The organism is Hydrogenovibrio sp. JE_KL2 (genome assembly GCF_009296185.1).
Lineage (GTDB): Bacteria > Pseudomonadota > Gammaproteobacteria > Thiomicrospirales > Thiomicrospiraceae > Hydrogenovibrio.
The window spans coordinates 213,393-236,956 of sequence record NZ_WBJR01000005.1 but is presented as its reverse complement, the minus strand read 5'-3'; the positions used below and the strand labels follow the sequence as shown (position 1 = coordinate 236,956).

At 45.1% G+C, this 23,564-nt stretch carries 22 protein-coding genes; 7 read left to right on the top strand and 15 right to left on the bottom strand.

Features of this window, described 5'->3' with window-relative positions; all coding sequences use genetic code 11:
• Nucleotides 1-94 precede the first annotated feature (94 nt).
• Both F8R13_RS10040 and rpe read right to left on the bottom strand, forming a co-directional pair.
• Complete coding sequence (locus F8R13_RS10040; RefSeq protein WP_152834157.1) at nucleotides 95-781, bottom strand: phosphoglycolate phosphatase; 687 nt, start codon at nucleotides 779-781, stop codon at nucleotides 95-97.
• A gap of 196 nt (nucleotides 782-977) precedes the next feature.
• Nucleotides 978-1,682, bottom strand: coding sequence for a ribulose-phosphate 3-epimerase (gene rpe / locus F8R13_RS10035; RefSeq protein WP_152834155.1), 705 nt, complete (start codon nucleotides 1,680-1,682; stop codon nucleotides 978-980).
• Nucleotides 1,683-1,898: 216 nt separating this feature from the next.
• Here rpe and F8R13_RS10030 point away from each other — a divergent pair, with 216 nt between their 5' ends.
• Genes F8R13_RS10030 through bioD form a run of 3 tightly spaced genes read left to right on the top strand, consistent with a single transcriptional unit; the run spans nucleotide 1,899 to nucleotide 3,986 of the window.
• Nucleotides 1,899-2,360: a phosphate-starvation-inducible protein PsiE gene (locus tag F8R13_RS10030; RefSeq protein ID WP_152834153.1), complete on the top strand. Its 462-nt coding sequence runs from the start codon at nucleotides 1,899-1,901 to the stop codon at nucleotides 2,358-2,360.
• The gene (locus F8R13_RS10025; protein ID WP_152834151.1) at nucleotides 2,357-3,244 is read left to right on the top strand and encodes a phosphoribosylaminoimidazolesuccinocarboxamide synthase; all 888 of its coding nucleotides are present in this window, start codon (nucleotides 2,357-2,359) and stop codon (nucleotides 3,242-3,244) included. The genes F8R13_RS10030 and F8R13_RS10025 overlap by 4 nt, the downstream gene beginning before the upstream one ends.
• Before the next feature lie 46 nt (nucleotides 3,245-3,290).
• Entirely contained in the window at nucleotides 3,291-3,986 is a 696-nt protein-coding gene (bioD, locus tag F8R13_RS10020; RefSeq protein WP_152834149.1) for a dethiobiotin synthase, read from the top strand.
• Nucleotides 3,987-4,006: 20 nt separating this feature from the next.
• Here bioD and F8R13_RS10015 read toward each other — a convergent pair whose 3' ends face one another.
• The 6 genes from F8R13_RS10015 to tkt all read right to left on the bottom strand — a co-directional run bounded on the left by F8R13_RS10015 (nucleotide 4,007) and on the right by tkt (nucleotide 11,548).
• The gene (locus tag F8R13_RS10015; RefSeq protein ID WP_152834147.1) at nucleotides 4,007-4,225 is read right to left on the bottom strand and encodes a hypothetical protein; all 219 of its coding nucleotides are present in this window, start codon (nucleotides 4,223-4,225) and stop codon (nucleotides 4,007-4,009) included.
• A 107-nt stretch (nucleotides 4,226-4,332) separates the two neighbouring features.
• On the bottom strand, nucleotides 4,333-5,397 hold the full coding sequence (gene fba, locus F8R13_RS10010) for a class II fructose-bisphosphate aldolase (RefSeq protein ID WP_152834145.1): 1,065 nt from the start codon (nucleotides 5,395-5,397) through the stop codon (nucleotides 4,333-4,335).
• 107 nt (nucleotides 5,398-5,504) lie between these two features.
• Entirely contained in the window at nucleotides 5,505-6,947 is a 1,443-nt protein-coding gene (gene pyk / locus F8R13_RS10005) for a pyruvate kinase (RefSeq protein WP_152834143.1), read from the bottom strand.
• 185 nt (nucleotides 6,948-7,132) lie between these two features.
• The gene (locus F8R13_RS10000) at nucleotides 7,133-8,314 is read right to left on the bottom strand and encodes a phosphoglycerate kinase (RefSeq protein WP_152834141.1); all 1,182 of its coding nucleotides are present in this window, start codon (nucleotides 8,312-8,314) and stop codon (nucleotides 7,133-7,135) included.
• A gap of 178 nt (nucleotides 8,315-8,492) precedes the next feature.
• Nucleotides 8,493-9,494: a type I glyceraldehyde-3-phosphate dehydrogenase gene (gap, locus tag F8R13_RS09995; RefSeq protein ID WP_152834139.1), complete on the bottom strand. Its 1,002-nt coding sequence runs from the start codon at nucleotides 9,492-9,494 to the stop codon at nucleotides 8,493-8,495.
• A gap of 65 nt (nucleotides 9,495-9,559) precedes the next feature.
• A complete protein-coding gene (gene tkt, locus F8R13_RS09990) occupies nucleotides 9,560-11,548 on the bottom strand; it encodes a transketolase (protein WP_152834137.1) in 1,989 nt (662 codons plus the stop codon).
• Nucleotides 11,549-11,904: 356 nt separating this feature from the next.
• Here tkt and F8R13_RS09985 point away from each other — a divergent pair, with 356 nt between their 5' ends.
• On the top strand, nucleotides 11,905-12,345 hold the full coding sequence (locus F8R13_RS09985; protein WP_152834135.1) for a rhodanese-like domain-containing protein: 441 nt from the start codon (nucleotides 11,905-11,907) through the stop codon (nucleotides 12,343-12,345).
• 1 nt (nucleotide 12,346) lies between these two features.
• On the opposite strand, the gene F8R13_RS09980 is transcribed toward F8R13_RS09985, so the two are convergent.
• Both F8R13_RS09980 and F8R13_RS09975 read right to left on the bottom strand, forming a co-directional pair.
• A complete protein-coding gene (locus F8R13_RS09980; RefSeq protein WP_152834134.1) occupies nucleotides 12,347-15,529 on the bottom strand; it encodes an efflux RND transporter permease subunit in 3,183 nt (1,060 codons plus the stop codon).
• A gap of 1 nt (nucleotide 15,530) precedes the next feature.
• On the bottom strand, nucleotides 15,531-16,781 hold the full coding sequence (locus F8R13_RS09975; protein ID WP_371414942.1) for an efflux RND transporter periplasmic adaptor subunit: 1,251 nt from the start codon (nucleotides 16,779-16,781) through the stop codon (nucleotides 15,531-15,533).
• A 250-nt stretch (nucleotides 16,782-17,031) separates the two neighbouring features.
• On the opposite strand from F8R13_RS09975, the gene F8R13_RS09970 reads away from it, so the two are divergent.
• On the top strand, nucleotides 17,032-17,610 hold the full coding sequence (locus tag F8R13_RS09970) for a DUF3365 domain-containing protein (protein ID WP_152834132.1): 579 nt from the start codon (nucleotides 17,032-17,034) through the stop codon (nucleotides 17,608-17,610).
• A gap of 12 nt (nucleotides 17,611-17,622) precedes the next feature.
• Here the strand turns inward: F8R13_RS09970 and F8R13_RS09965 are convergent, their stop codons facing one another.
• From F8R13_RS09965 to F8R13_RS09950, 4 genes are all read right to left on the bottom strand, one after another.
• Nucleotides 17,623-18,609, bottom strand: coding sequence for a cation diffusion facilitator family transporter (locus F8R13_RS09965; RefSeq protein ID WP_152834130.1), 987 nt, complete (start codon nucleotides 18,607-18,609; stop codon nucleotides 17,623-17,625).
• 21 nt (nucleotides 18,610-18,630) lie between these two features.
• The gene (locus F8R13_RS09960) at nucleotides 18,631-19,902 is read right to left on the bottom strand and encodes a multifunctional CCA addition/repair protein (RefSeq protein ID WP_152834128.1); all 1,272 of its coding nucleotides are present in this window, start codon (nucleotides 19,900-19,902) and stop codon (nucleotides 18,631-18,633) included.
• A 133-nt stretch (nucleotides 19,903-20,035) separates the two neighbouring features.
• Nucleotides 20,036-20,230 (bottom strand): DUF2892 domain-containing protein, encoded by a 195-nt coding sequence (locus F8R13_RS09955; protein WP_152834126.1) that lies wholly within the window; start codon nucleotides 20,228-20,230, stop codon nucleotides 20,036-20,038.
• Between the two features lie 200 nt (nucleotides 20,231-20,430).
• Nucleotides 20,431-21,402 (bottom strand): SDR family oxidoreductase, encoded by a 972-nt coding sequence (locus F8R13_RS09950; RefSeq protein WP_152834124.1) that lies wholly within the window; start codon nucleotides 21,400-21,402, stop codon nucleotides 20,431-20,433.
• A 274-nt stretch (nucleotides 21,403-21,676) separates the two neighbouring features.
• Here F8R13_RS09950 and F8R13_RS09945 point away from each other — a divergent pair, with 274 nt between their 5' ends.
• A complete protein-coding gene (locus F8R13_RS09945) occupies nucleotides 21,677-21,970 on the top strand; it encodes a YcgL domain-containing protein (protein WP_152834122.1) in 294 nt (97 codons plus the stop codon).
• Nucleotides 21,971-22,144: 174 nt separating this feature from the next.
• On the top strand, nucleotides 22,145-22,756 hold the full coding sequence (locus tag F8R13_RS09940) for a superoxide dismutase (protein WP_152834120.1): 612 nt from the start codon (nucleotides 22,145-22,147) through the stop codon (nucleotides 22,754-22,756).
• An 88-nt stretch (nucleotides 22,757-22,844) separates the two neighbouring features.
• On the opposite strand, the gene F8R13_RS09935 is transcribed toward F8R13_RS09940, so the two are convergent.
• Entirely contained in the window at nucleotides 22,845-23,423 is a 579-nt protein-coding gene (locus tag F8R13_RS09935) for a TetR/AcrR family transcriptional regulator (RefSeq protein WP_152834118.1), read from the bottom strand.
• Nucleotides 23,424-23,564: the final 141 nt, after the last annotated feature.

Below are 23,564 nucleotides of genomic sequence, written 5' to 3'. Positions count from 1 at the left end.
ACCCTGTACTGAGCACCATAGGGGTTTCGTCACAACAATGAAAAACGATTTGATAAAAGACATATCTAACAAGCTTCCTTTAGTTAATTTTGAATCAATTTGCCGCTTCTAAGTAGTTCGGCAATTCCATGAAGGAATCCATGACTGCATCTGGGTGATAGTTACGGATGTCTTCACCATGATTGTACCCGTAAGTCATACAGAAAATATGGAATCCTGCTGCTCTTGCTGCTTTGACGTCTGACTGAGAATCCCCAATCATCAAAGCATTTTCAGGTTCTACACCCAACTGCTCTGCAGCATATAGCAACGGCATTGGGTGCGGTTTTTTCTCGGCACAAGTATCACCGGAAACCACCACTTCAAAGAAGTCAAAAAGACCTTTATCTTTCAATAGCGGAATCGTGAAAGCTTCAGCTTTATTGGTCACGCAAGCGACTCGATAGCCCTGCGCTTTCATCCACTTGATACCATCCACAACGCCATCATAGACGCAAGAGCGTTGCGAAGTATTGTGTTTGTACAATTCCAAGAAAATCGGATAGGCTTTGTCCATCAATTCCTGATCCGGCATTCCATCGACAGAGTTAATCAATGCACGTTCGGTCAAACGTTGAACGCCGTTACCAACCCAGTCTCTCACTGCCTCTTCGCCGCGAACCGGCATACCCAGTTGCTTCATCATCTCATCAACACAGTAGGCCAAATCCGGTATGCTGTCAATCAACGTCCCGTCCAAATCAATCAACACAAATCCTGGTTTAATTTTTTCAATCGACATCTTGTTTTCCAATTATTCGTTAGGTTTGCAACCTACCTCTTATGAGTGCTTCTTCTCTGTAAGCAAATCAGTTGGCAGAGTTTTCTGCCTTGCAAATTCTTTATAGTTTTTAATGGCAAAAACGCCAGCAAGGCTGGCGTATCAACAACCCCTTCATGACGAAGGGGCACAATGCTTAGTGAATGCGTTTTAAAAATTAAGCTTTCGCTAGCTCTTCACGCATTTGCTTGATAACCGTGTCATAACGGTTCGCATCAGAAGCATTCGCCTTACCGAAAATACCTGAACCAGATACGAATGTATCGCAACCAGCCGCTGCCACTTCAGCAATGTTTTCTACTTTAACACCACCATCGATTTCAAGGCGGATATCACGACCTGACTCGTCAATCATCTTACGAGCAGCTTTCAATTTCTCTAGTGCTTGAGGAATGAATGCTTGACCACCGAAACCAGGGTTAACAGACATGATCAAAATCATATCAATCTTATCCAAAACGTGCTCAAGGTAGCTCAAAGAGGTTGCGGGGTTAAATACCAAACCTGCTTTACAGCCAGCGCCTTTAATCAATTGCAAAGAACGATCAATGTGTTCAGAAGCTTCTGGATGGAACGTAATATAATCCGCACCGGCATTCGCGAAGTCACCGATCATTTGATCGACTGGCTTTACCATCAAATGCACATCGATTGGCGCTTTAACGTCTTCGCGAACCATGAAGTTTTTCAATGACTCACAAACCAAAGGTCCAATCGTCAAGTTAGGAACATAATGGTTATCCATTACGTCAAAATGAACAACATCCGCACCCGCAGCAATAACGTCTTTTACATCTTTACCTAATTGCGCAAAGTCAGCTGACAAAATGGAAGGCGCAATCCAGTTTTCTTTTTTAGCCATGATTTATATCCTTAGCATTCTAAACTTGTTAAAAAATTGAGCTAATTTTAGCAGAGACGATCAAAATTAACCATGATTTCATGCCCGTTTCGCATAAGTTTCATCTAGGTATTTTAGACTTATGCGATATAAAAGATTCTGATTCAGAAAAACCACCCGATTCCTTTCCAAATTTGTGATAATAAGCGAAAAATTTTTAGGAGCTATGAGAAGCAAATGGAACACTACCCAGGTCTAAGAACCGTCAAGCGATCCATCCGTATGACAGAAGTCATTGGTCTAATCATTATCGCCATCGCGACCGTTGTCGCAGGTGCGACAGAAGTGATCAGCATGTTCAAAGCCATGAAGGTCACACTGGCAGACTTACTCTTGATGTTCCTCTATCTTGAGGTGCTGGCAATGGTCGCCATCTATCTTGATTCAGGTAAATTACCGATTCGTTTTCCACTCTACATTGCCATCATCGCTTTAGCGCGCTACCTTATCCTAGACATGAAAAATCTGGACAGCATGCAAATCATTGCGATTTCAGTGACCATGGTGATGATTGCTGCCACCGTCTTAATTATTCGCTATGGTCATTTGAAACTGCCTTACGATGATCGTAACAATTTAGAACGAAGCCTTATGAACAACGAAAAGTCCAAGGACATTCAGCAGGAATCCGACAAATGAAACCTCTGTACGAATCAAACCTAACCAGCCTTCCTTTAATCAACAAAGGGAAAGTGCGCGATCTTTATGATGTTGATGACAAACACCTATTGATTGTCACCACAGACCGCATTTCTGCCTTTGATGTAGTGTTACCAACCCCCATCCCTGGCAAAGGGCGCATACTGACAGACACCGCGGTTTTCTGGATGAAAAAGGCCGCCGACATTCTACCCAACCAACTGGCAGATGACATTACCGTTGCAGATGTCCTTACTCCTGAAGAGCTTGAACAGATCCAAGACAGAGGCATGATTGTTAAGAAGCTTAAGCCGCTACTGGTTGAAGCCATCGTTCGCGGTTACTTAGTAGGTTCAGGCTGGAAAGAGTACAAGAAAACGCAAACTGTCTGTGGCATTCCTCTGCCGGAAGGGCTTAAAAAGGCGGAACAGCTACCTGAACCACTTTTCACACCATCCACCAAAGCCGCTGTTGGCGAGCATGATGAAAACATCTCTTTTGAAGAAGTGGTCAAACTGATGGGTGAAGAACGCGCACAGAAGGTTAAGGAATACAGTCTAGCACTTTACAAAATGGCTTCAGAATTTGCGGCCGAACGCGGCATCATCATTGCCGATACTAAGTTCGAGTTTGGTGAAGATGAAAATGGCGTCATCCACTTGATTGATGAAGCACTGACGCCAGACAGCTCTCGCTTCTGGCCAGCCAAGACTTACCAGGTCGGGAAAAACCCTGACAGCTTCGATAAACAGTACATTCGCGATTACTTGGAATCACTGGACTGGAACAAAACCGCACCCGGCCCAGAACTTCCAGAAGAAATCGTTGATATGACACTGCAAAAATATCAAGAAGCTCAATCTCGCTTGATGGAAAACCTGTAATTGCAAAAATCTACCAGGTTGGGGTAAAGGCTTAACTGACAAACTCATGAGCAAAACAATCAACCCTACAAATAACAAAGGCTTTTTCATTACGGGCACCGATACCGAAATTGGAAAAACCTTTGTAACCGGTTCGATTGGACACACCCTTTTCACCCATGGCATTCGCGCCACACCACGCAAACCTGTCGCTTCTGGTTGCATTGTCAAACCGGATGGAAGCCTTGAATCCGAGGATGCCGTTTTCCTCCACTCAGCCTTTAAAACGAGCAACAGCCTAGAGCAAGTCTGCCCTTTCCTTTTTGAACAACCTGTTTCTCCCAAACTGGCAATGAAACTGAATAACACCCTTTTGACGACTGATGATTTGGCTCAGAACTGCCAAACTGGCAATGCAGATGAAATGGTTTTTGTGGAAGGTGCCGGAGGTTTCTACTCACCCTTAGCTACAGACGGCTTGAACGCTGATTTAGCAGTCAAACTTGGTTACCCAGTGATTCTGGTCGTTGGTGATCGTTTGGGCTGCATCAATCACGCCTTACTGACCCTAGAAGCAATATCTAACAGAGGGTTAACCACTGCCGCGGTCATCATCAATCATTTACACCCAACGGATCGATTTACCCAAGGTATTGAATCGCTAATCGAAAGTCCGGTATTCTACAGCCCCTACTCGGTGAATCGAGAGCCGAACACGCTAAGCCATGAACTGGTGAACACCCTTATTCAACCGAAGCCTTAACTGACGTTCCGACTGTCGTTTTACAATATCTTCTTCACTTTCAAAAAAATCAGTAACAGCATGATTCCCACCATTGCCGCCAGCAACATCAGAGGCCAAAGCTGTCCAGCAACCTCCCACCCCGTGGCGATAACCACAGACTGATTACCCAGCTGTTCGGTCAATGCCATATCACTTACCACCACATCGGAGTAGTACAGTAGCAGCAGTGCCAACGCTAGAACGATTCCAACACACATAGCTTTTCCTTTTTATCTCCCGGAAACAAAAAAGCCCGATAAAATCGGGCTTTTTCAGGCTTAATCAAAAGCGATTAACAAAGTTAACCTTTTGATATTCACTCGGATTAATTAACGCGTTGATCCAAAGAACCAGAAGCGTAACGAGCTTGCATTACTTCAAGACCAACTGACTTGATCTTAGAAGCGTGACCCGCACAACCAAATGCTTCGAAACGTGCTTTACAGATTTCCATCATTGCGTTTTCAGCAGCGTTGAAGAACTTACGTGGATCGAAGTTAGCTGGGTTGTCATGCAAGTGCTTACGGATCGCACCAGTAGACGCCATACGCAAGTCAGTATCGATGTTAACTTTACGAACACCGTGCTTGATACCTTCAACAATAGCTTCAACAGGAACACCGTAGGTTTGACCCATATCACCACCGTAGTTGTTGATAATTTCCAACCACTCTTCTGGAACAGAAGAAGAACCGTGCATTACGATGTGAGTATCAGGGATACGCTTGTGGATTTTAGCGATTTGGTCAATTTTAAGAACATCGTCAGATGGCTTAGAAGTGAACTTGTAAGCACCGTGAGAAGTACCAACCGCAACAGCCAAACAGTCAACGTTAGTATCTTTAACGAACTGCGCAGCTTCTTCAGGATCAGTCAAAAGCATTGAGTGATCTAGTTCTTCATCAGAACCGTGACCATCTTCTTCACCCATCTTACCAGTTTCTAGAGAACCTAGACATCCAAGCTCACCTTCAACAGAAACACCGCCAGCGTGAGCGATCTTAACAACTTCAGCAGTAATACCAGCGTTGTACTCGTAAGAAGCAGGAGTCTTCATGTCAGACATCAAAGAACCGTCCATCATGACAGAAGTGAATCCAGACTGGATAGCACGCAAACAAACACCAACATCAGAACCGTGGTCTTGGTGCATAACAACTGGGATGTGTGGATACATTTCAACCGCAGCTGCAACCATATGACGAAGCATTGGCTCACCAGCATATTTACGCGCACCAGCAGAACCCTGAAGGATAACTGGTGAATCACAAGCATCCGCAGCACGCATGATAGCGCGAACTTGTTCCATGTTGTTTACGTTGAACGCAGGCATACCAAAGCTGTTTTCTGCCGCGTAGTCCATCAATTCACGAAGTGTAATCATCGCCATGTGCGAGACTCCTCTATTAGTAGTTTAAAAGTAAATCGTCGTATTCTAACAAGCTTTATGCCTGTTAAAAAGTTAAAAAAATTAAGGTTAAAACCTACCAGACTTTCTTAAGGCAGTTTTACAATTTCCATTTGATTGGTTCCACCCATTTCGCCTCTTGCTTGACCACGGGTAAGAATTACTAGATCACCTGACTTGGCAGTACCTCTAGCAACCAATTCTTTCATGATGTTTTGCTGAACTTCTTCGTCCGTCATGCCAGTATAGTCAACGCTTGTTGGATAAACACCGCGATACAAAGTCACTTTTCTACGCGTTTCAATGTGTGGCGTCAACGCAATGATTGGGATACCGGAACTGATACGAGACATCAACAACGGCGTGTTACCAGACTCAGTCAGGGTAGCAATACACTTCACGTCAAAATGGTTCGCTGCGTACATGGCTGCCATCGCAATTGTTTCATCAACCGCAGTGAAAGATTCATCCATACGGTGTGTTGACGAACGCACGGTACGACTCTTCTCAGCTTCATGCGCAATGTTCGACATGGTTTGGATAACCAAGCTTGGAGAGTGTCCCGTCGCTGTCTCACCAGACAACATCACGGCATCTGTACCATCCATGACCGCGTTGGCAACGTCGAACACTTCCGCACGAGTTGGAATAGCGTTTTCGATCATGGTTTCCATCATCTGCGTCGCAGTAATGGTGACACGGTTCAATTGACGCGCACGCTTGATCATTTTCTTCTGTAGTGCTGGCAACTGAGCATCACCGACTTCAACACCCAAGTCACCACGCGCAATCATGATGACATCCGAAGCCAAAATAATGCTATCCAATGTAAAGTCATCATTAACTGCTTCAGCACGCTCGATTTTTGAAACGATACTACAATGCAAACCAGCCTTTTCTGCCAAGCTTCTGCAATATTCAACATCGTCAGCAGAGCGTGGGAAAGACAACGCCAAGTAATCCGCCTGGATTTCGGCTGCCGTCAAAATATCTTCTTTGTCTTTATCTGTTAGCGCAGAAGCAGACAAACCTCCACCTAGCAAGTTAATACCTTTGTTATTGGAAAGTTTTCCACCAACAACAACAGTACAAAGCACACGCTCACCTTCAACCGCATCAACATCAAGTACAACGCGACCATCGTCTAGCAACAGGCGGTTACCTGGCTTAACATCGTAAGGCAGACTTTTATAAGTCAAACCAACTTCGTTTTTATTACCTTGATGTGGGTCTACATTATTATCCAATGCAAACTTAGCGCCCGGATCTAAAAAGATCGCGCCCTCAGCAAAACGTGCAATACGAATTTTCGGCCCTTGCAAATCGACAAGTACACCGACCTCTCTATCCAACTGAGCTGCCAACTCGCGAACTCTAGCTGCTCTTTCGACATGCTCCTGAGGGTTACCGTGTGACATGTTGATACGTACAACATCAACACCTGCTTTAATCATTTTTTCCAGTTCGCCTTCGCGATCTGTAGCAGGCCCTAAAGTTGCAACGATTTTAGTACGTCTTAATCCAGATGACATTTAATTTTTTTACCTCTTACTTTTGATCCATTTCTATTCAGAAAGCAAGATGACTCGAAAAATACACACCATCAAATCTGACCGAGGTTTATTTTCCGAGACACCCTCTCGCCTTTCTAAAATACCATGGATGCCTAAATGAATGAAAATGGCCAACCGAAAATTCAGCTGACCATACAAAAAAATTACTTCTTAGCTGCGTTTTCCAACATTTCAACAGCTGGTAGTTTTTTACCTTCCAAGAACTCAAGGAAAGCGCCACCACCAGTAGAGATGTAAGAAACTTTGTCAGCGATATCGTACTTATCAATCGCCGCCAAAGTATCCCCGCCACCAGCAATAGAGAAGGCTGAAGATTCTGCAATCGCCATAGAGATTGCTTTAGTCCCTTCACCAAACTGATCAAACTCGAATACACCTACTGGACCGTTCCAAACAACTGTTCCAGCATTTTTGATGATTGTCGCCAATTCTGCAGCAGAATCAGGACCGATGTCAAAAATCATATCATCATCAGCAACGTCCGCTACGTTCTTAGTTTCAGCAGCAGCTGACTCAGAGAATTCTTTACCACAAACAACATCAGATGCTAGAGGAATAGCCGCACCACGCGCTTCCATGATCTCGTTTAACTTTTTACAAGTAGGAATCAAGTCAGATTCTGACAAAGATTTACCAACGTTGTAACCAGCCGCTTCGATGAAAGTGTTAGCAATACCACCACCAACAACCAACTGATCTACTTTCTCAGATAGAGACTCAAGAACAGTCAATTTAGTAGAAACTTTAGAACCACCAACGATTGCAACCATTGGGCGTGCTGGGTTGTTCAATGCTTTACCAAGTGCATCCAACTCTGCCGCCAACAAAGGTCCAGCACAAGCTGTATCAGCAAATGCGCCCGCGCCATGAGTAGATGCTTGAGCACGGTGAGCTGTACCGAACGCGTCCATAACGTAAACATCGCAAAGTGCTGCATATTTTTTAGACAAAGTTTCGTCGTTTTTCTTTTCACCCACGTTGAAACGTACGTTTTCAAGTAGAACAACTTCACCTTCTGCCACATCAAAACCACCATCTAGATAGTCTTTGACCAAACGAACTTCTTTTCCCAATTTAGCTGAAAGATCCGCTGCAACCGGCGCCAAAGAGAACTCTTCAGCATATTCGCCTTCGCTAGGACGACCCAAGTGAGACATCAACATTACTTTTGCACCTGCTTCAGCAGCCATTTTAATCGTTGGTAGTGAAGCACGGATACGTGCATCAGAAGTTACTTTCCCATCCTTGACTGGCACGTTCAAATCTTCACGGATCAATACGCGCTTACCAGCTAGGTTTAGGTCAGACATCTTAATAACAGACATAGTGTGTCCTCTTTTTAATGTTTAAACATTACCTTCGGTCAAAAAGGCAATATTGGATTTTAATGATAAGTTTGAAATATTAAATTTACATTTCAGCACTCAAAAAATACTGAAATGAAAATTTAATAATAGAAAGGCGAGATAAAATTCTCGCCTTTCAGGAGTCTACAACTTTTGATTAGTTGCTTCCTACGTGCTCAACAACGCGCATCATGTTACAAGTGTAACCATACTCGTTGTCATACCAAGCAACGATTTTAACGAAAGTAGGATCTAGAGCGATACCTGCTTTTTCGTCGAAGATAGATGGGTGTGAATCACCACGGAAGTCAGTAGAAACGTTCGCTTCGTTAGTGTAACCCAATACACCAGCCAACTCGCCTTCTGAAGCTTTCTTCATTGCAGCACAGATGTCTTCGTAAGAAGCTTCTTTTTCCAACTCAACAGTCAAGTCAACAACAGAAACGTCAGAAGTCGGCACACGGAAAGCCATACCAGTTAGTTTACCGTTAAGTGCTGGCAATACTTTACCAACAGCCTTCGCAGCACCAGTTGAAGAAGGAATGATATTCTCAAGAATACCACGACCACCACGCCAGTCTTTAGAAGAAGGACCGTCAACAGTTTTTTGAGTTGCTGTCGCTGCATGAACAGTAGTCATCAAACCACGCTTGATACCGAAGTTATCGTTAAGAACTTTAGCAACTGGCGCCAAACCGTTAGTGGTACAAGAAGCGGCAGAAACGATTGCTTGACCAGCGTATTCGTTGTGGTTAACACCGTATACAAACATTGGCGTATGATCTTTAGAAGGTGCAGACTGAACAACTTTCTTCGCACCAGCGTCAAGGTGAGCTTGACAAGACTCTTCAGTCAAGAAGAAACCAGTACATTCGATAACTAAATCAGCACCAACTTCATCCCACTTAAGGTCAGCAGGGTTACGCTCAGCAGTGATACGGATAGTCTTACCATTAACAACAAGGTTACCGTCAACAACAGAAACATCACCGTCAAAACGACCGTGAACAGAATCGTACTTCAACATGTACGCCAAGTATTCTGGATCCAACAAGTCATTGATAGCAACCACTTCGATGTTTTTAAAATCTTTTGCTGCAGCACGGAAAGCCATACGACCGATACGACCAAAACCGTTAATACCTACTTTAATTGTCATTATTATTACTCCTAAATTATGCCGGCATCATCGCTGATACCGACCTGAGTTTCATTTAACTAAAATTATTTACCAAGAACCTTATTCGCAGTCGCAACAACGTTTTCAACTGTGAAGCCAAATTCTTTGAATAGATCACCAGCCGGTGCAGACTCACCGAAGCTCTTCATGCAAACGAACCCACCATCAAGGCCAACATACTTGTACCAAGAATCCGCTACACCTGCTTCGATCGCAACACGCTTAACACCAGGAATCAACACAGAATCCTTATAAGCTTGATCTTGCTCGTCGAATGCATCTGTACATGGCATTGAAACAACGCGAACGTTCGCGCTCATTGCTTCAGCCGCTTCAACCGCCAAACCAACTTCAGAACCAGTCGCAATAAAGATGATGTCTGGTGTACCTGCACAATCTTTCAGAACATAACCACCCTTCTCGATGTTCTTAACTTGCTCAGCAGTACGAGGCATTGGCGTCAAGTTTTGACGAGAGAATACCAACGCAGTTGGCGCGTTACCGCGCAACATAGCCAATTTCCAAGAAACCGCAGATTCAACTGCGTCACATCCACGCCAAGTTTGGAAATTAGGAATCACACGCATCGTTGCCAATTGCTCTACTGGCTGATGCGTAGGACCATCTTCACCCAAACCGATTGAGTCATGTGTGAAAACATAGATTGTACCGATCTTCATCAATGCAGACATACGCAACGCGTTACGCATGAACTCCATGAACATGAAGAAAGTACCACCATAAACTTTGAAACCACCATGAAGAACCATACCGTTCATCATGTGCGCCATACCGAATTCACGAACACCCCATGACAGGTAGTTACCATTCGCATTCGCATTGTTGACTTTAACCGTACCAGACCAGTTGGTTAGGTTAGAACCTGTCAAGTCAGCTGAACCACCGAACATTTCTGGTAGTAATGGACCCATTGCCTCGATTGCGTTTTGAGACGCTTTACGAGAAGCGATGTTTGGCATTTCTTCTTGAGTTTTAGCGATAAACTTATCCATCTCAACTTCAAAGTTTGCAGGCAAATCACCCGCCATACGACGTTCAAACTCAGCAGCTTCAGCTGGGTATTCAGCACGGTAAGCTTCAAACTTAGCATTCCAAGCCGCTTCATCAGCAGCACCTTGTGCTTTATGATCCCAACCCTCGTAAATCTCTTGTGGAATAACGAAAGGCTCGTATTCCCAACCAAGGTTTTCACGTGTTAGTTTGATTTCTTCGTCCCCAAGAGGCGCACCGTGACAGTCATGCGTACCACATAGATTTGGTGAACCGAAACCGATTGTTGTACGAGTACAAATCAATGTTGGCTTACCAGTTTCTGCTTTAGCCGCTTCGATTGCTGCATTAATAGCATCAGCATTGTGACCATCAACATCACGAATAACGTGCCAGTCGTAAGATTCAAAACGACCTGCAACATCACGCTCCATCCAGTCAGAAATGTGACCATCGATAGAAATATCATTGTCATCCCAGAAAGCAATCAACTTACCTAGACCAAGCGTACCTGCCATGGCAGCCGATTCGTGAGACAGACCTTCCATCAAACAGCCGTCACCCATGAATACATAAGTGTTGTGATCAACAATGGTGTGGCCTGGTTTGTTAAATTGCGCCGCCAAAGTGCGTTCTGCAATCGCCATACCTACAGCATTGGTAACCCCTTGCCCTAGAGGACCCGTTGTTGTTTCGATACCATCAGCATAACCGTACTCAGGGTGACCCGCTGTTTTAGCGTGCAACTGACGGAAGTTTTTCAAGTCTTCCATGCCCAAGTCGAAACCAGTCAAATGTAGCAATGAATAGATCAACATTGAACCATGACCGTTTGACAATACGAAACGGTCTCTATCCGCCCATTTTGCATTGGTTGGGTTAAATTTCATATGGCTATTCCACAGTACTTCGGCAATATCCGCCATACCCATTGGGGCACCAGGGTGACCTGATTTGGCTTTTTGTACTGCATCCATACTTAGTGCGCGGATAGCATTTGCAAGTTCTCTACGAGTTGGCATTGACAACTTCCCTCAAGTTAAAAAAATTCGGTATCAGCAGGTAATTGATTTGAGCCATTAAAATTTTACGTAAAATTTCGACTTATTCGTTTAATCCAAAACCGCTTTGTAAAAATTTGGACGGACATTTTCGCTCAAAACGCAAAAATCATCAAGTTTTCTTATTCATTGGTCAATCTAATTTAATTTATTGACATACCAACAAAAAACCCTGAATCCATCATTTATCAAGGCTACTTGACTCATGTCACATATATGTCACAAAAATATGAAGTTTTTTTATCATTTCCACGATTTACGACAGCCCCATTTTTTTGCTAGATTGGCGATGATTACTCACCCGACAGGAGAACACCATGAACGCATCCTTGAAATCATTTGTAGCGGAAGCGAAATCACATATCCGTGAAGCTGATTGCGAAGCGGCAAAAGACCTTATTAACCAAGGCTACAAACCCTTAGACGTCAGAGAAGCTGCTGAGTACTTGGATGGAACCATGCCAATGGCTTTGCACATTCCTCGCGGCATGCTTGAACCTATGTGCGACCCGGAATTTGCAGGACACAACCCCAAATTGGGCGATTTGAACCAGCCATGGTTGATTTTTTGCCAAAGCGGCGGAAGAGGAGCTTTAGCTGCCGACACCATGCAAAAGATGGGGTACACCGACGTAGTGAACCTTGCAGGCGGCTTTGGTGAATGGAAAGCATCCAACGGAGAAACTTTCTGCCCGCCTATTGAAAACGGCTTAATCCGATGCGACCATCCTTGGAATCCTGGCTATACCAACAACTAACCTACGCATCCTGAGGTTTTGAGCGGCTAGTTAGCCGCTCATAAACCTGCTCATACAGCGACAGCACGCTTGGAATCACCAATAAAATCAACAAAGTCGAGAACATCAAACCAAATGCAATTGCAGCCGCCATCGGTATCAAAAACTGCGCTTGCAACGAAGTTTCAAACAACAATGGGGTCAAACCGGCAATAGTCGTCAAAGAGGTCAAGAGTACCGCTCTGACACGCTGCACGGAAGCTTCTTCCAACGCTTGGTTGATTGCCATCCCTTCTTCCCGAAGCCGCTTATAGAAACTCACCAAGATAATTGAATCGTTCACCACAATTCCAGACAAACCGAAGAAACCGAACAGCGATAGGATGGTCATATCCAGCCCCATCCACCAGTGCCCCATAATTGCACCTACCAAACCAAACGGAATCGCCAACATGACCACCAACGGCCAACCATAAGAACCGAACACCCACGCCAACACAATGTAAATGGTGGTCAAGCCGATCAGCAGTCCGATTTTCATATCGCCAAGCGTTTCTTGCTGATTCGCATTCTGCCCTTCAAACGAGTAACTGAATCCATATTTCGCCGCCAGCTGGGGCATCGTATGTTGCTCCAACTGCGCCAAAATGCGGTTGGCGTTGTTACGCGTCTTATCAACTTCTCCGATCACATTGACCGCCAAGTGCCCATCGACATGACGCATCACATCAAACCCTTGTTGGCTCTTCCAATGAACTACTGACTTCAGTAGCACACGCTGACCATCCGGCGCCGTCACCATCATTGAATCCAGTGTTGCCAAACTTTTTTGCTCATCTCTTGGGTACTGAACTCTAACCTCAACCTCGTCTTCGCCTTGAGTAAAGATTTGTGACAAGCGCCCTGAGAAGGCATCTGAAAGCTGTTGCCCTAACCCAGTATAGGTAAACCCTAACGCCTTACCTTGCGGAGTCAACTCATAGACCAACTGGTCGCGACCATAAGGTAAATCATCTCGCACACCGCTCACACCAGGTATTTGATCCAATACCTGCTGAACTTCCAGCGATGCCTTTTTCAGTTGCTGCGGCGCTACGCCCCACATACGAACATCCAGATCACTACCCGGAGGCCCGGCTCTCGGTGCTTCTATCGACAAGACATCCAACCCAGGAACCGTTCCTGCATTTTTTTGCCACACCCTGATAAATTGCGCGTTTCGCGTTTTACGATGATCCGGTTCTGCCAACTCAACCGTCACACTACCAAAATTTGCCCCCTTCTCGGTGCTCGACTCGTTGTAATGAACAACAGCCACCTTAACGATCCCCGACTCTAACTCTTGCTCGGTTTTCAAAAGCGCACGGTAGACTTGATTCAAATAATTCGCCGTTACCTTGGCAGGTGTCCCTGCAACAAAACGAATATCTGCCGTTAATTTGGTCGATTCAGGAGATGGGAAAAATACAAAGGACATTCGCCCCCCAGCCAATAAACCTATGACAAAAATCATCATCGCCAGCGTGATGGAAATCGTAATCGCTCTATGACTTAACACCCAACGAATCACCATTCGGAACTGACGCTCTCGGAAATGATCAATAACCCGGTCAAGTCGATAGCGGATGCTACCCGGCTCCGCCGGCTTGACTTTCTTGAACGCGTGTTTCAAGTGCCCTGGCAAAACGGTAAAGCTTTCAAACAAAGAGGCGATAATAACCGCAATAATCACCAAAGGAATCGCAAACAGAATTTTCCCCATCTCAGCGCCAATCATCATCAACGGCACAAACGCGGCTATGGTAGTGATAGAAGATGCCGTCACAGGCGCAAGCATACGATGCGCACCGCCTTCTGCGGCTTGAAGGTCGGGCTCACCGGCTTCATGATGCGCCAATGCATCCTCACCAACCACAATGGCATCATCAACGATAATCCCCAGTGCCATAATCAGACCAAACAAGCTGACCATATTGATGCTGCCGCCAGCCAAATACATGATCATCAAAGTCGCCATGAAAGAAACCGGAATTCCCACCGCAACCCAAAATGCCACACGACCGTTCATGAATATATACAAAATCAGGATAACCAGCACCAAACCGCCGATACCATTGTTCACCAACAGCATGATCCGCTGATTAACCAACGACCAAGTTTCATCATAGACCTTGATTTTCACGCCTTTTGGCAAAGCTGGTTCAGTTTTCGCCAACCACTTTTGCATAATCTCGGAAGATTTCAAAGTGTCACCACTTTCCGAACGCATCAAACGTAATTCGATTGCCGGATGTCCGTCCACCATCAAATAAGGTGCATCTTTAACTGGACGCTTTTCTACATCCGCCAACTGCCCCAATGTGATTTTTTGCGTATCATTGGAAATCACCGTCATACGGTTAAACTGCGTTTCGGTGCGCCCCTGATGAATGGCGCGCAAATCACGAACACTGTCATCATCTCCCACCGAACCAGCCGGAATATCCTTACTCATCGAAGCAATTCGGCTACTCAGCTGATCCAACGTCAGTCCATACTGTTCCAACTTATCTTTAGAAACATTGATTGCCATTTCGTCTGTTGGCAATCCAACAAACTCGACCTTATCAATCCCCTTATCTAGCAACTGGCGTTCAAACTCTCTTGCTAGGTAACGCAACTCTTTCAAATTACTGTTATCACCAATCAGCAACAGCCTGGCGACTGGTTCATAACGAATAATGCGTTCAATAATCGGCTTTTCAGAATCCTGCGGCAGGTTTCGCAACTCGCTGACCTTTTGATTGATCTGATCGACCGCTTCGATCATATCAGTGCCTTCCTTAAACTTCAGCGTCACTACCGACACCCCTAAAGCCGAAGTTGAAGTCATCTCATCCAAATTGTCGATATTCCTCAACACCCGCTCTACCGGATCGGTAATGGAGCGTTCAACATCCTCTCCATTGGCACCTGGCCAAACCACTTTCACTTGGGCGTAATCAAGCTCGAAGTTAGGGAAAAACTGTACATTAAGCTTCAACAAAGCGACGATGCCCATCAAAATCATGATGAACATCAAAAGATTCGGCGCGACCTTGTGGCGCGCGAACATACCGATAAAACCGGTAGACTTGAACTTTTCGTGTTTAGGATGGTAGCCGGAAAAATCTTCTGGATGCTCGTCCGGCCTTTTTAGGTGCTCAAATTCCGATGATTGCGTCATGTTAATGCCCCATCACCGACACTCTGAGTCCGGTAATTGCATTCGGCAAATGAGTTATCGCAAGTTGATCGCCATTTGCAACATCGCCTTTCAGCAACACCCAAGTCTGCTGATTGACCTGAGTTTCGCCCAATACCTCAACCGTTCTACGTTCCAGCATGCCGTTTTTGACGATATAAATTCGATTCGAACCATAAAGCGCGGAGTAAGGCGCCGCAAACCCATTCGGAATCGCTTCACGTTGAAGGCTTACTTGCAACAAATCTCCGGGTCTGACACTGGCAAGACTGTCCGGCAAGGCAAAATACGCATCCAAACCGCTGGTCGAGGCCTCCCCCGCCAAGCGCTTCAAAGGCAATTTGTAGTGTTCACCATAAGCAACATACTCAGCATAGTATTGATTGCCCTGTTGCATTGCATGGTAAATCTTCTTCACTTCCGATACTGGAATTCTGGCTTTTAGCTCCAAACTATTCAGTCCATAGTAGCTGACCAGCGCCGCACCAACGCCAACTCTATCACCCGCTGACACCGACAACTTGGCAACACGGGCATCATAAGGTGCAATCACCACCCCGCGACTACGATTGATCTCCGCCTGCTTTAAATTGGCCTTCGCCTTCTCCAAGCGAGCTTTGAGCTGGGTGACTTTCAATTTATTTTCTTCTACCGACAAGTTTGCATTAACCACCGACAACTTTTGCTTCAACAAAGCTTCTTTGGTGATATCCAACGTGGATTGCGAGGCAAGATTCTTTTTAATCAATTCTTGATTACGCTGCACATCCGCTTCACGAATCGACAAAACTTTTTTCTCGTTGTCCAATTTTGCTTGATTCGACTTATAGGCGAGCGCCTGTAACTGTAGCTGCGCTTGAGTATCTTCAACGTCTGCTTTGGCGATTTGGTAAGGCAACTCGATATCAGCATCCGACAAGGCCACAAGAGTCTGACCTTTTTTCACTTCATCCCCATCTTTCACCCAAACCTGCTCGACCACACCGGCAACTGGAGAAGACGCCGTTACCAACGCATTCGACTCAACCGTTCCAAACAACGACTGAACCGGAACAACATCTCCCAAAGAAATGGTTTTGGCCTCAATCGGCCAGACTTTTTGCTTGATCTCGACAGTAGGCGGTTTGGGTTTAGTGCTAATCATGTAACCAACAATCAGAAACACAAATACCAGAATCAGAATCGCTATTATCCCGTTCTTCAAACTTGGATTTTCAATTTTCGGCAATCCCACAGCGCCTTCCTTCTTCTTCGAGTCACATTAACAAAACCACTAAAACCCGTTTTTAGCTATGCTGCATTATAACGGTTAATCCCCCAAAACCCAGAATTCAAACTTTGTTTTGGCTGAATTCCACGTTTTTCCATAGTGTTTCAAGGATTGAAAAATTAGAGTTAAACTATGCTAACTATAAATAATTTATTTTATAAATTAAATTAATTTATAGACAACTCATTTTCAGTCCCAAGCATAAGGAGTCAGCATGAAAACACAAACCTTCGTCAGTGCAACACTTATCTCTCTGAGTTTAGCAACCCCTCTTGTTGCCTACGCTCAGACAGACACGCAAAAACTTGACCAACAGAGCCGAGTACTTGCAAAAGAATTTCTCGGAAAGCTCAAGCCTGAATTGATGCACGCCATGAAAAATGGCGGCCCGGTTCACGCTTTATCTTTCTGTAAGACCAAAGCACCAGAAATTGCTGCAAACCTTTCCAAGTCTAGTGGATGGCACGTCAACCGCGTCAGCTTAAAGCCTCGTGGGGCATCAGCGACACCTGACAAATGGGAAGTGGCGGTTCTAAACGATTTTGAAGCGCAAAAAATGGCGGGCATTCCTGTCAAACAAATGGAATATAGCGAAGTCATCAAAGTGGATGGCAAACCGACCTACCGTTATATGAAACCCATTCCGACAGGAGCGGTTTGCTTAAGCTGCCACGGCACACACATTGCGCCAGCAGTTAAACAGAAACTTAATGAACTCTACCCTCATGATAAAGCCGTCGGCTTTAACAAAGGCGATATTCGCGGCGCATTCAGCTTCTCGAAAACCCTTTAATACAAACGGCAATCAGGTCTTAGTGCCTGATTGCTCTTCAGTATGCTCTTCCACTTGGCTTTCTAGTTCTGAAACAAAGTCTTCGCGATTTTCCATTTCCCACTGATGATGTTCCGGGTCGTCACGAATACTCACCGGCTCTTGGTGAATTAATACATCAGCATTTTCAAAAGCCTCAACCAATGACCGCGTGACTTCTTCGGTAATATGATGGGCATCCACCAAACTCAAGTGGTCATCCAACTCCAAATCCAATTGAATAAAAATCGTTGGTCCTGATCGGTAAGTTCTTAAGTCGTTAAACCCTTCTACATCTTCATGCGCCAGCACGATATCGCGTATTTGGTTACGAATATCTTCAGGAAGCTCGTGATCCAGCAACTGGTTGCCAGACTGTTTAGCCAGCACAAGCGCTTGCCAACCGATCCAAGCCCCAATCAATAGACCTAGTGTGGAATCAATCCAACCATAAACGGACAACAACAGACCTAACAAAACTGCCAGGTTGGCTATCCAGTCAGAAAAATAATGTAGTGCATCGGCCTCGATCGCCGTGGAATTGGTTTTACGAACCACGTACTTCTGGAACATCACCAGCAAAGTGGTCATCAATAACGACAACAACATTGCCCAAGCACCGAGCTGAGGATCCTGCACTTCGACCGGATCAATCAGGCGTTGCAAGGCATGAATCATCAAATAAAGCGCTGAACCGGCAATGAACACACTTTGCGCCAATGCCGCCAACGGTTCCGCCTTGCCATGACCAAATCGATGCTCATAATCCGCCGGCTCTTGCGCCAAACGCACTGCAAACAAAATCATCAGCGAAGCAACAATATCAACCGCCGAATCCAATAGCGATGCCAAAATCCCTACTGAGCCGGTTTCCAGCCAAGCAAATGCCTTAATCACCATCAAAAGGATAGCGACAGACACTGAAGCGTAGGTTGCAATTCTCACCAGCCTGTATTCTTTCCTCTGGTTATCCAACATCATGCCCCCCAACCTGGCAGATTTTCATACATTTGCAGCGCCGTCTGTTTTCGCCGCATAATGAGTCATGTAGGCTTCAATCAGTTCAATACGTTTTCGCTCGATGGCTTCTGCAATCTCTGCGCCCTGAACACCCGTCGCCAAAATGGCTTGATTATCGACTTGGCTACCCGCTTCAGCCAACGCCAACCAAAATGCTTTTTGCGGATAAGGCCTGTTTTCAAACCCCAAGCGTCCTCTCGCATCGGCTTCGCAAGCGGTCAAGAGTTCAGCCAACTCATCCGTTTGCTTGAATGCCTTGGTTAAGTTCAGCAATTTCAGACACGTTTGAGGCTTTAAATGTGGCTTGCCTTCAGAATCCAGCACCTTGTGGACAATGCCATGATACTCGGTGACCTTCAAGGCAAAGCTCAAGGTTTGCTTTGGCAAACGATAACGCTCCGACATCGCTTTCACCAAAGGCAGTCCCGCTTTTTCATGTCCGTGGTGTTTCGGCCAAAGTTCTTTAGGGGTGATGCCTTTCCCTAAATCATGAACTAACGCAGCGAAGCGGACATTCAAACTATCCGACAAATCCGCCGCCGCATCCAACACCATCATGGTATGAATCCACACATCGCCTTCTGGATGGTATTGAACCGGCTGCGTGACATCGTGCAACTGGTAAAGCTCAGGGAATAAAACGGCTACAGCCCCGACCTCGTTTAGAACCTCAAAGAAAATACTCGGCTTAGCGGTTTTAAGCGCTTTCGTCACTTCTTGCCACACGCGCTCTGGGGTCAGATCAGACAATTCGCCGGAATGTACCATTTCCTGCATCAATGCTCGCGTTTCTTCTGCCAATGTAAAGCCAAAAGGTGCAAGCTTGGCGGCGAAACGCGCAACTCTCAGCACACGCAAAGGGTCTTCCACAAACGCATCCGAGACATGACGCAACTTTCTGTCTTCAAGGTCTTTGACACCACCATAAGGATCAATCAACTCGCCTTCATCTGACTTGGCAATGGCATTAATCGTCAAATCCCGGCGGATCAAATCGTCCTCCAAAGTAACTGAAGGGTCGGCAAAAACCTCAAAGCCGTGATACCCTTTTCCCGCTTTGCGCTCGGTTCGAGCCAACGCATATTCTTCCTTGGTGTCCGGATGCAAAAAGACAGGAAAATCTTTTCCAACCTGCTGAAATCCTTTATCAAGCAATTCTTGCGGCGACGCACCGACTACAACCCAGTCATGCTCATGAGGTTTCAGCCCTAGCAGTTCATCTCGAACCGCGCCACCTACCAAGTAAATTTGCATTCATTACCCTTTTTGCCACAAAGCATTGTTATCTTATTAAATTATAAAGATAAAAAAACCTAGTCATGGACTAGGTTTTTATTTTTTTACCTGACAACTTAATCTCAGGTAAATAATTTTGTGCATTCCAAGCTTATTGCTTGTCTTCCGTTTTACAGGTGTTTGCGCCAAACAATAGATACGCCGGACACCATCCCATAATTCCGGTAATCAATGGAATCAAGCCGATAAGCGCCCACCAGCTGCTCATCCCCATACCGATCAACAGTATGATAATACCGACAAGAATCCGTAATTTTCTATCAAGTCCACCTACATTACATCCCATTTTAATGCTCCTTTGGCTGAGACCTTCATCTATTACTTTAATGAAAAAGTGTTCACATCAAACACGACTCACCTGTCGGTATCATATACCAAGTTTTGGAAAAGCCTCAACGAAAACCCAGCGCCGATTTATGAAGGAATCCTGAATCAGTAGATATAAAAAAAGCGCCAGCGGCGCTTTTTACTTAAAAACTTATCGACTTAAACCAAGTCATCCGTATTACGCCCGGCTTCCTTACGGAAGAAATTATAACGGTCACGAACTTTTGTCGGTAACAAATAGGCAGACAATACCTGCTCTAAGCTACGCGGAACAAACCCGAACTGGCTGGAGAAATCATTGTCCGTCACCAAATCAATCGCCAACATGTCCATAGATACCGCACTTACGGATTTAACAGGCGCCAACATACCCAGCTTCAACATAAACTTCGCATTCAGCTTGCACATTGGAAAGACCAATGCAGATTCTTTGCCCATCAACTCAGCAACCAGCTCCGCCAGCTGACGCACGGTCAGACGTTCTTCACCGGCGATTTCTACTTTTTGACCATAGGAAGCCGTGTCGTTTAATGTCACAACCAAGGCTTTTGCAAACTCATCCACAGCCAATGGCTGCACCATTGAAGACGCGTTAACGACAGGCAAAATACTGGCCAAGGTCAATTGCTTACGGAAAAACGTTGTTACCATATCCCCTTCCCCTAGCAATAGGCTGGAACGTAGAATGGTGTTTTGGGTATTGGCAATCGCCAACATAATCGCATCTGATTCGCCCAACTGCTGCAAACGCGTATTTTCTGCTCGAGTAGCGTCCGCGCCAATCTGAGAGAGTGACACCACTCTTTTTGCCTGAGACAGCTCAATGGCTTTCTTCACTTTTTGATTGGCTAACACTAGGTCTTTACTTGGAAGCGCTTCGATCCCCGCAGTCAAATCCGCCAAAAGATTCACCACAATATCGCAGTTCTCGAATGTGCCTTTCAGTAAAGCTTCGTCCTGGTAATCTTTGATGGCAAACAATTTCGTGTTCGGGAACAACGCGTAATCACGGAAACGTTCAGGGCGACGCACACCGACACGGACTTCATAGCCTTGCTTCGACAGCTCATTGACAACCGCACGCCCAACGAATCCTGCGCCACCTAATACTACGACCCTTTTCCCAAACATGTTATTTCCTTTGCTCTTAAAACTGACCTTCACTTTTTATAGAAAATCTCTACAAACACCCAGCTAAAACAGCTTATTCTTGTATTCTTTTTCGCTACAGCGGGCAAAAAGCGGCGAATAAGCATAAAAAAATCAACGGTTAAGGTCAAGAAATTATTCGCCCAAAAACGTCCACAACATTCACTTTTAGGCGCAAGACCGTTAAAATACCGCCTTTATTTTCACAGAAGCTTGCAAAAAACTAAGCTCGACCACCAATTGCTAAGGAACGTTCATGACACAAACCATCTCCGCATACAAAAGTCCGAAGAAACAGGAACTTTACCTTTATGTGCTCAAAGAAAAAGGGTTGGAGGAATTGCCACAAGAGTTTTTTGTGATGTTCGGTGAGCCTGAACACGTCATTGACTTTGAGCTCACTGCCGACCGAAAGCTGCCACGAGCGGACGCCAAAGAGGTGCTTGAACATATTGCCATTAAAGGCTATTACATGCAAATGCCGCCAAATGAGGTCGAAAAACTATCGGATATCGCGCCGCCTCCAGAGCATTTAGACAATATCTTTTAAACCCAAACTACTGACAAACTCTGCACATCGGCAAATAACCAAGGGTTTTACTCGGTTATTTGCCCTCGCGATATTTACAATCGAGATTAACTCGCTAAAATAACCAATTAGTCATTCAACTTTGTCTAAACACTTTAGGCAAGCTAAACAAACCAAACAGAAAAGGACAGACACATGGCTTTTACGCTTCCAGATCTACCTTATGATTATGATGCGCTTGAAGTTTCCATCGATGCTCGCACCATGGAAATTCACCACACCAAACACCACAACACTTACATCACCAATCTGAATAACGCGATTGCAGGTACAGAGTACGAAGATAAGTCTATTGAGGAACTTTGTGCGAACGCTGGTTCTATCTCTCCAGCTGTGCGTAACAACGGCGGTGGTCACTGGAACCATGCTTTCTTCTGGAACATCATGACTGGCGACAGCATGGGCGCGCCAAAAGGTGCGTTGGCTGATGACATCAATGCCACTTTCGGCGGCTTGGACGCTATGAAAGAAAAGTTCAACACAGCTGGTGCAACGCGCTTCGGTTCAGGTTGGGCATGGTTGACAGTTTCTGCTGACGGTAAGTTGGAAATCTCTTCAACGCCTAACCAAGACAACCCGCTAATGGACGTTGCTGAAGTCAAAGGAACACCAATCCTTGGTCTTGACGTTTGGGAACATGCTTATTACCTACGTTATCAAAATCTTCGCCCAGCTTATATGCAAGCTTGGTGGGATGTGGTTAACTGGGATAAAGTTTCTGAACTTTACACGGCTGCAAAAGCTTAATCGCTTAAGCACAAAAGCACAAACCAAAAAAACCGGCCTATGCCGGTTTTTTTATGTCTCTTGACAACCCATACTTGTCAATTGAGTGCTAAATAGCCAGATTGGCCATGGTCGTTGCAAAAATTTTCTCTGCCAAATAATCTATATTATGATGCTTTTGTTCTACTGCGGGTAAGTAATCTCTCATGCCAGCCACCTGCAAATGAAACAAAATCAACCCAAGCAAAGAAGTAATGACATAGTGATGGTCGGCATTCGGATTGATGTCAGCCAATACCGCCTCCAATTGCCGACAACTTTCCGACAAGGCTTTCTCCGCCAAGAACTTTAATTTATCGGGATCATTCTGCACCAGCTCCCTCAAAATCAAACGTCGAAACGTCATATTGTCCGCCATCCTTTTGATATTTAGGGCAATCATCTTTTTAAGTTTGTCTTCCGCCCTTTCATCTCCGCAAAGTACCGAGCAAACTTCAGAGTTGTGATGATCACAAACTGATTTTAATGTCGCCTCATACAGACTTTGTTTATCTTTAAAATGGTTATACACAGAAGACACCGTATGCAATCCTGCTGATTTGGCGATCTCTCTCATGGAGACGGCTTCATAACCTTCTTTAGAGAACAACTCTGTAGCGCACATCAGTATGCGATCATAAGAACTCATGTCATCATTACCTTAAATATTCAGTCTCTGAGGTTATTTTACTCGAAACCGCCGCTTGAATGACTTTCGTTGAATGTCTTTATAAAAGATCAATTATTCCTCAAAACTCTATCTTTCAGGCGATAGAAAACACTGAAGGCG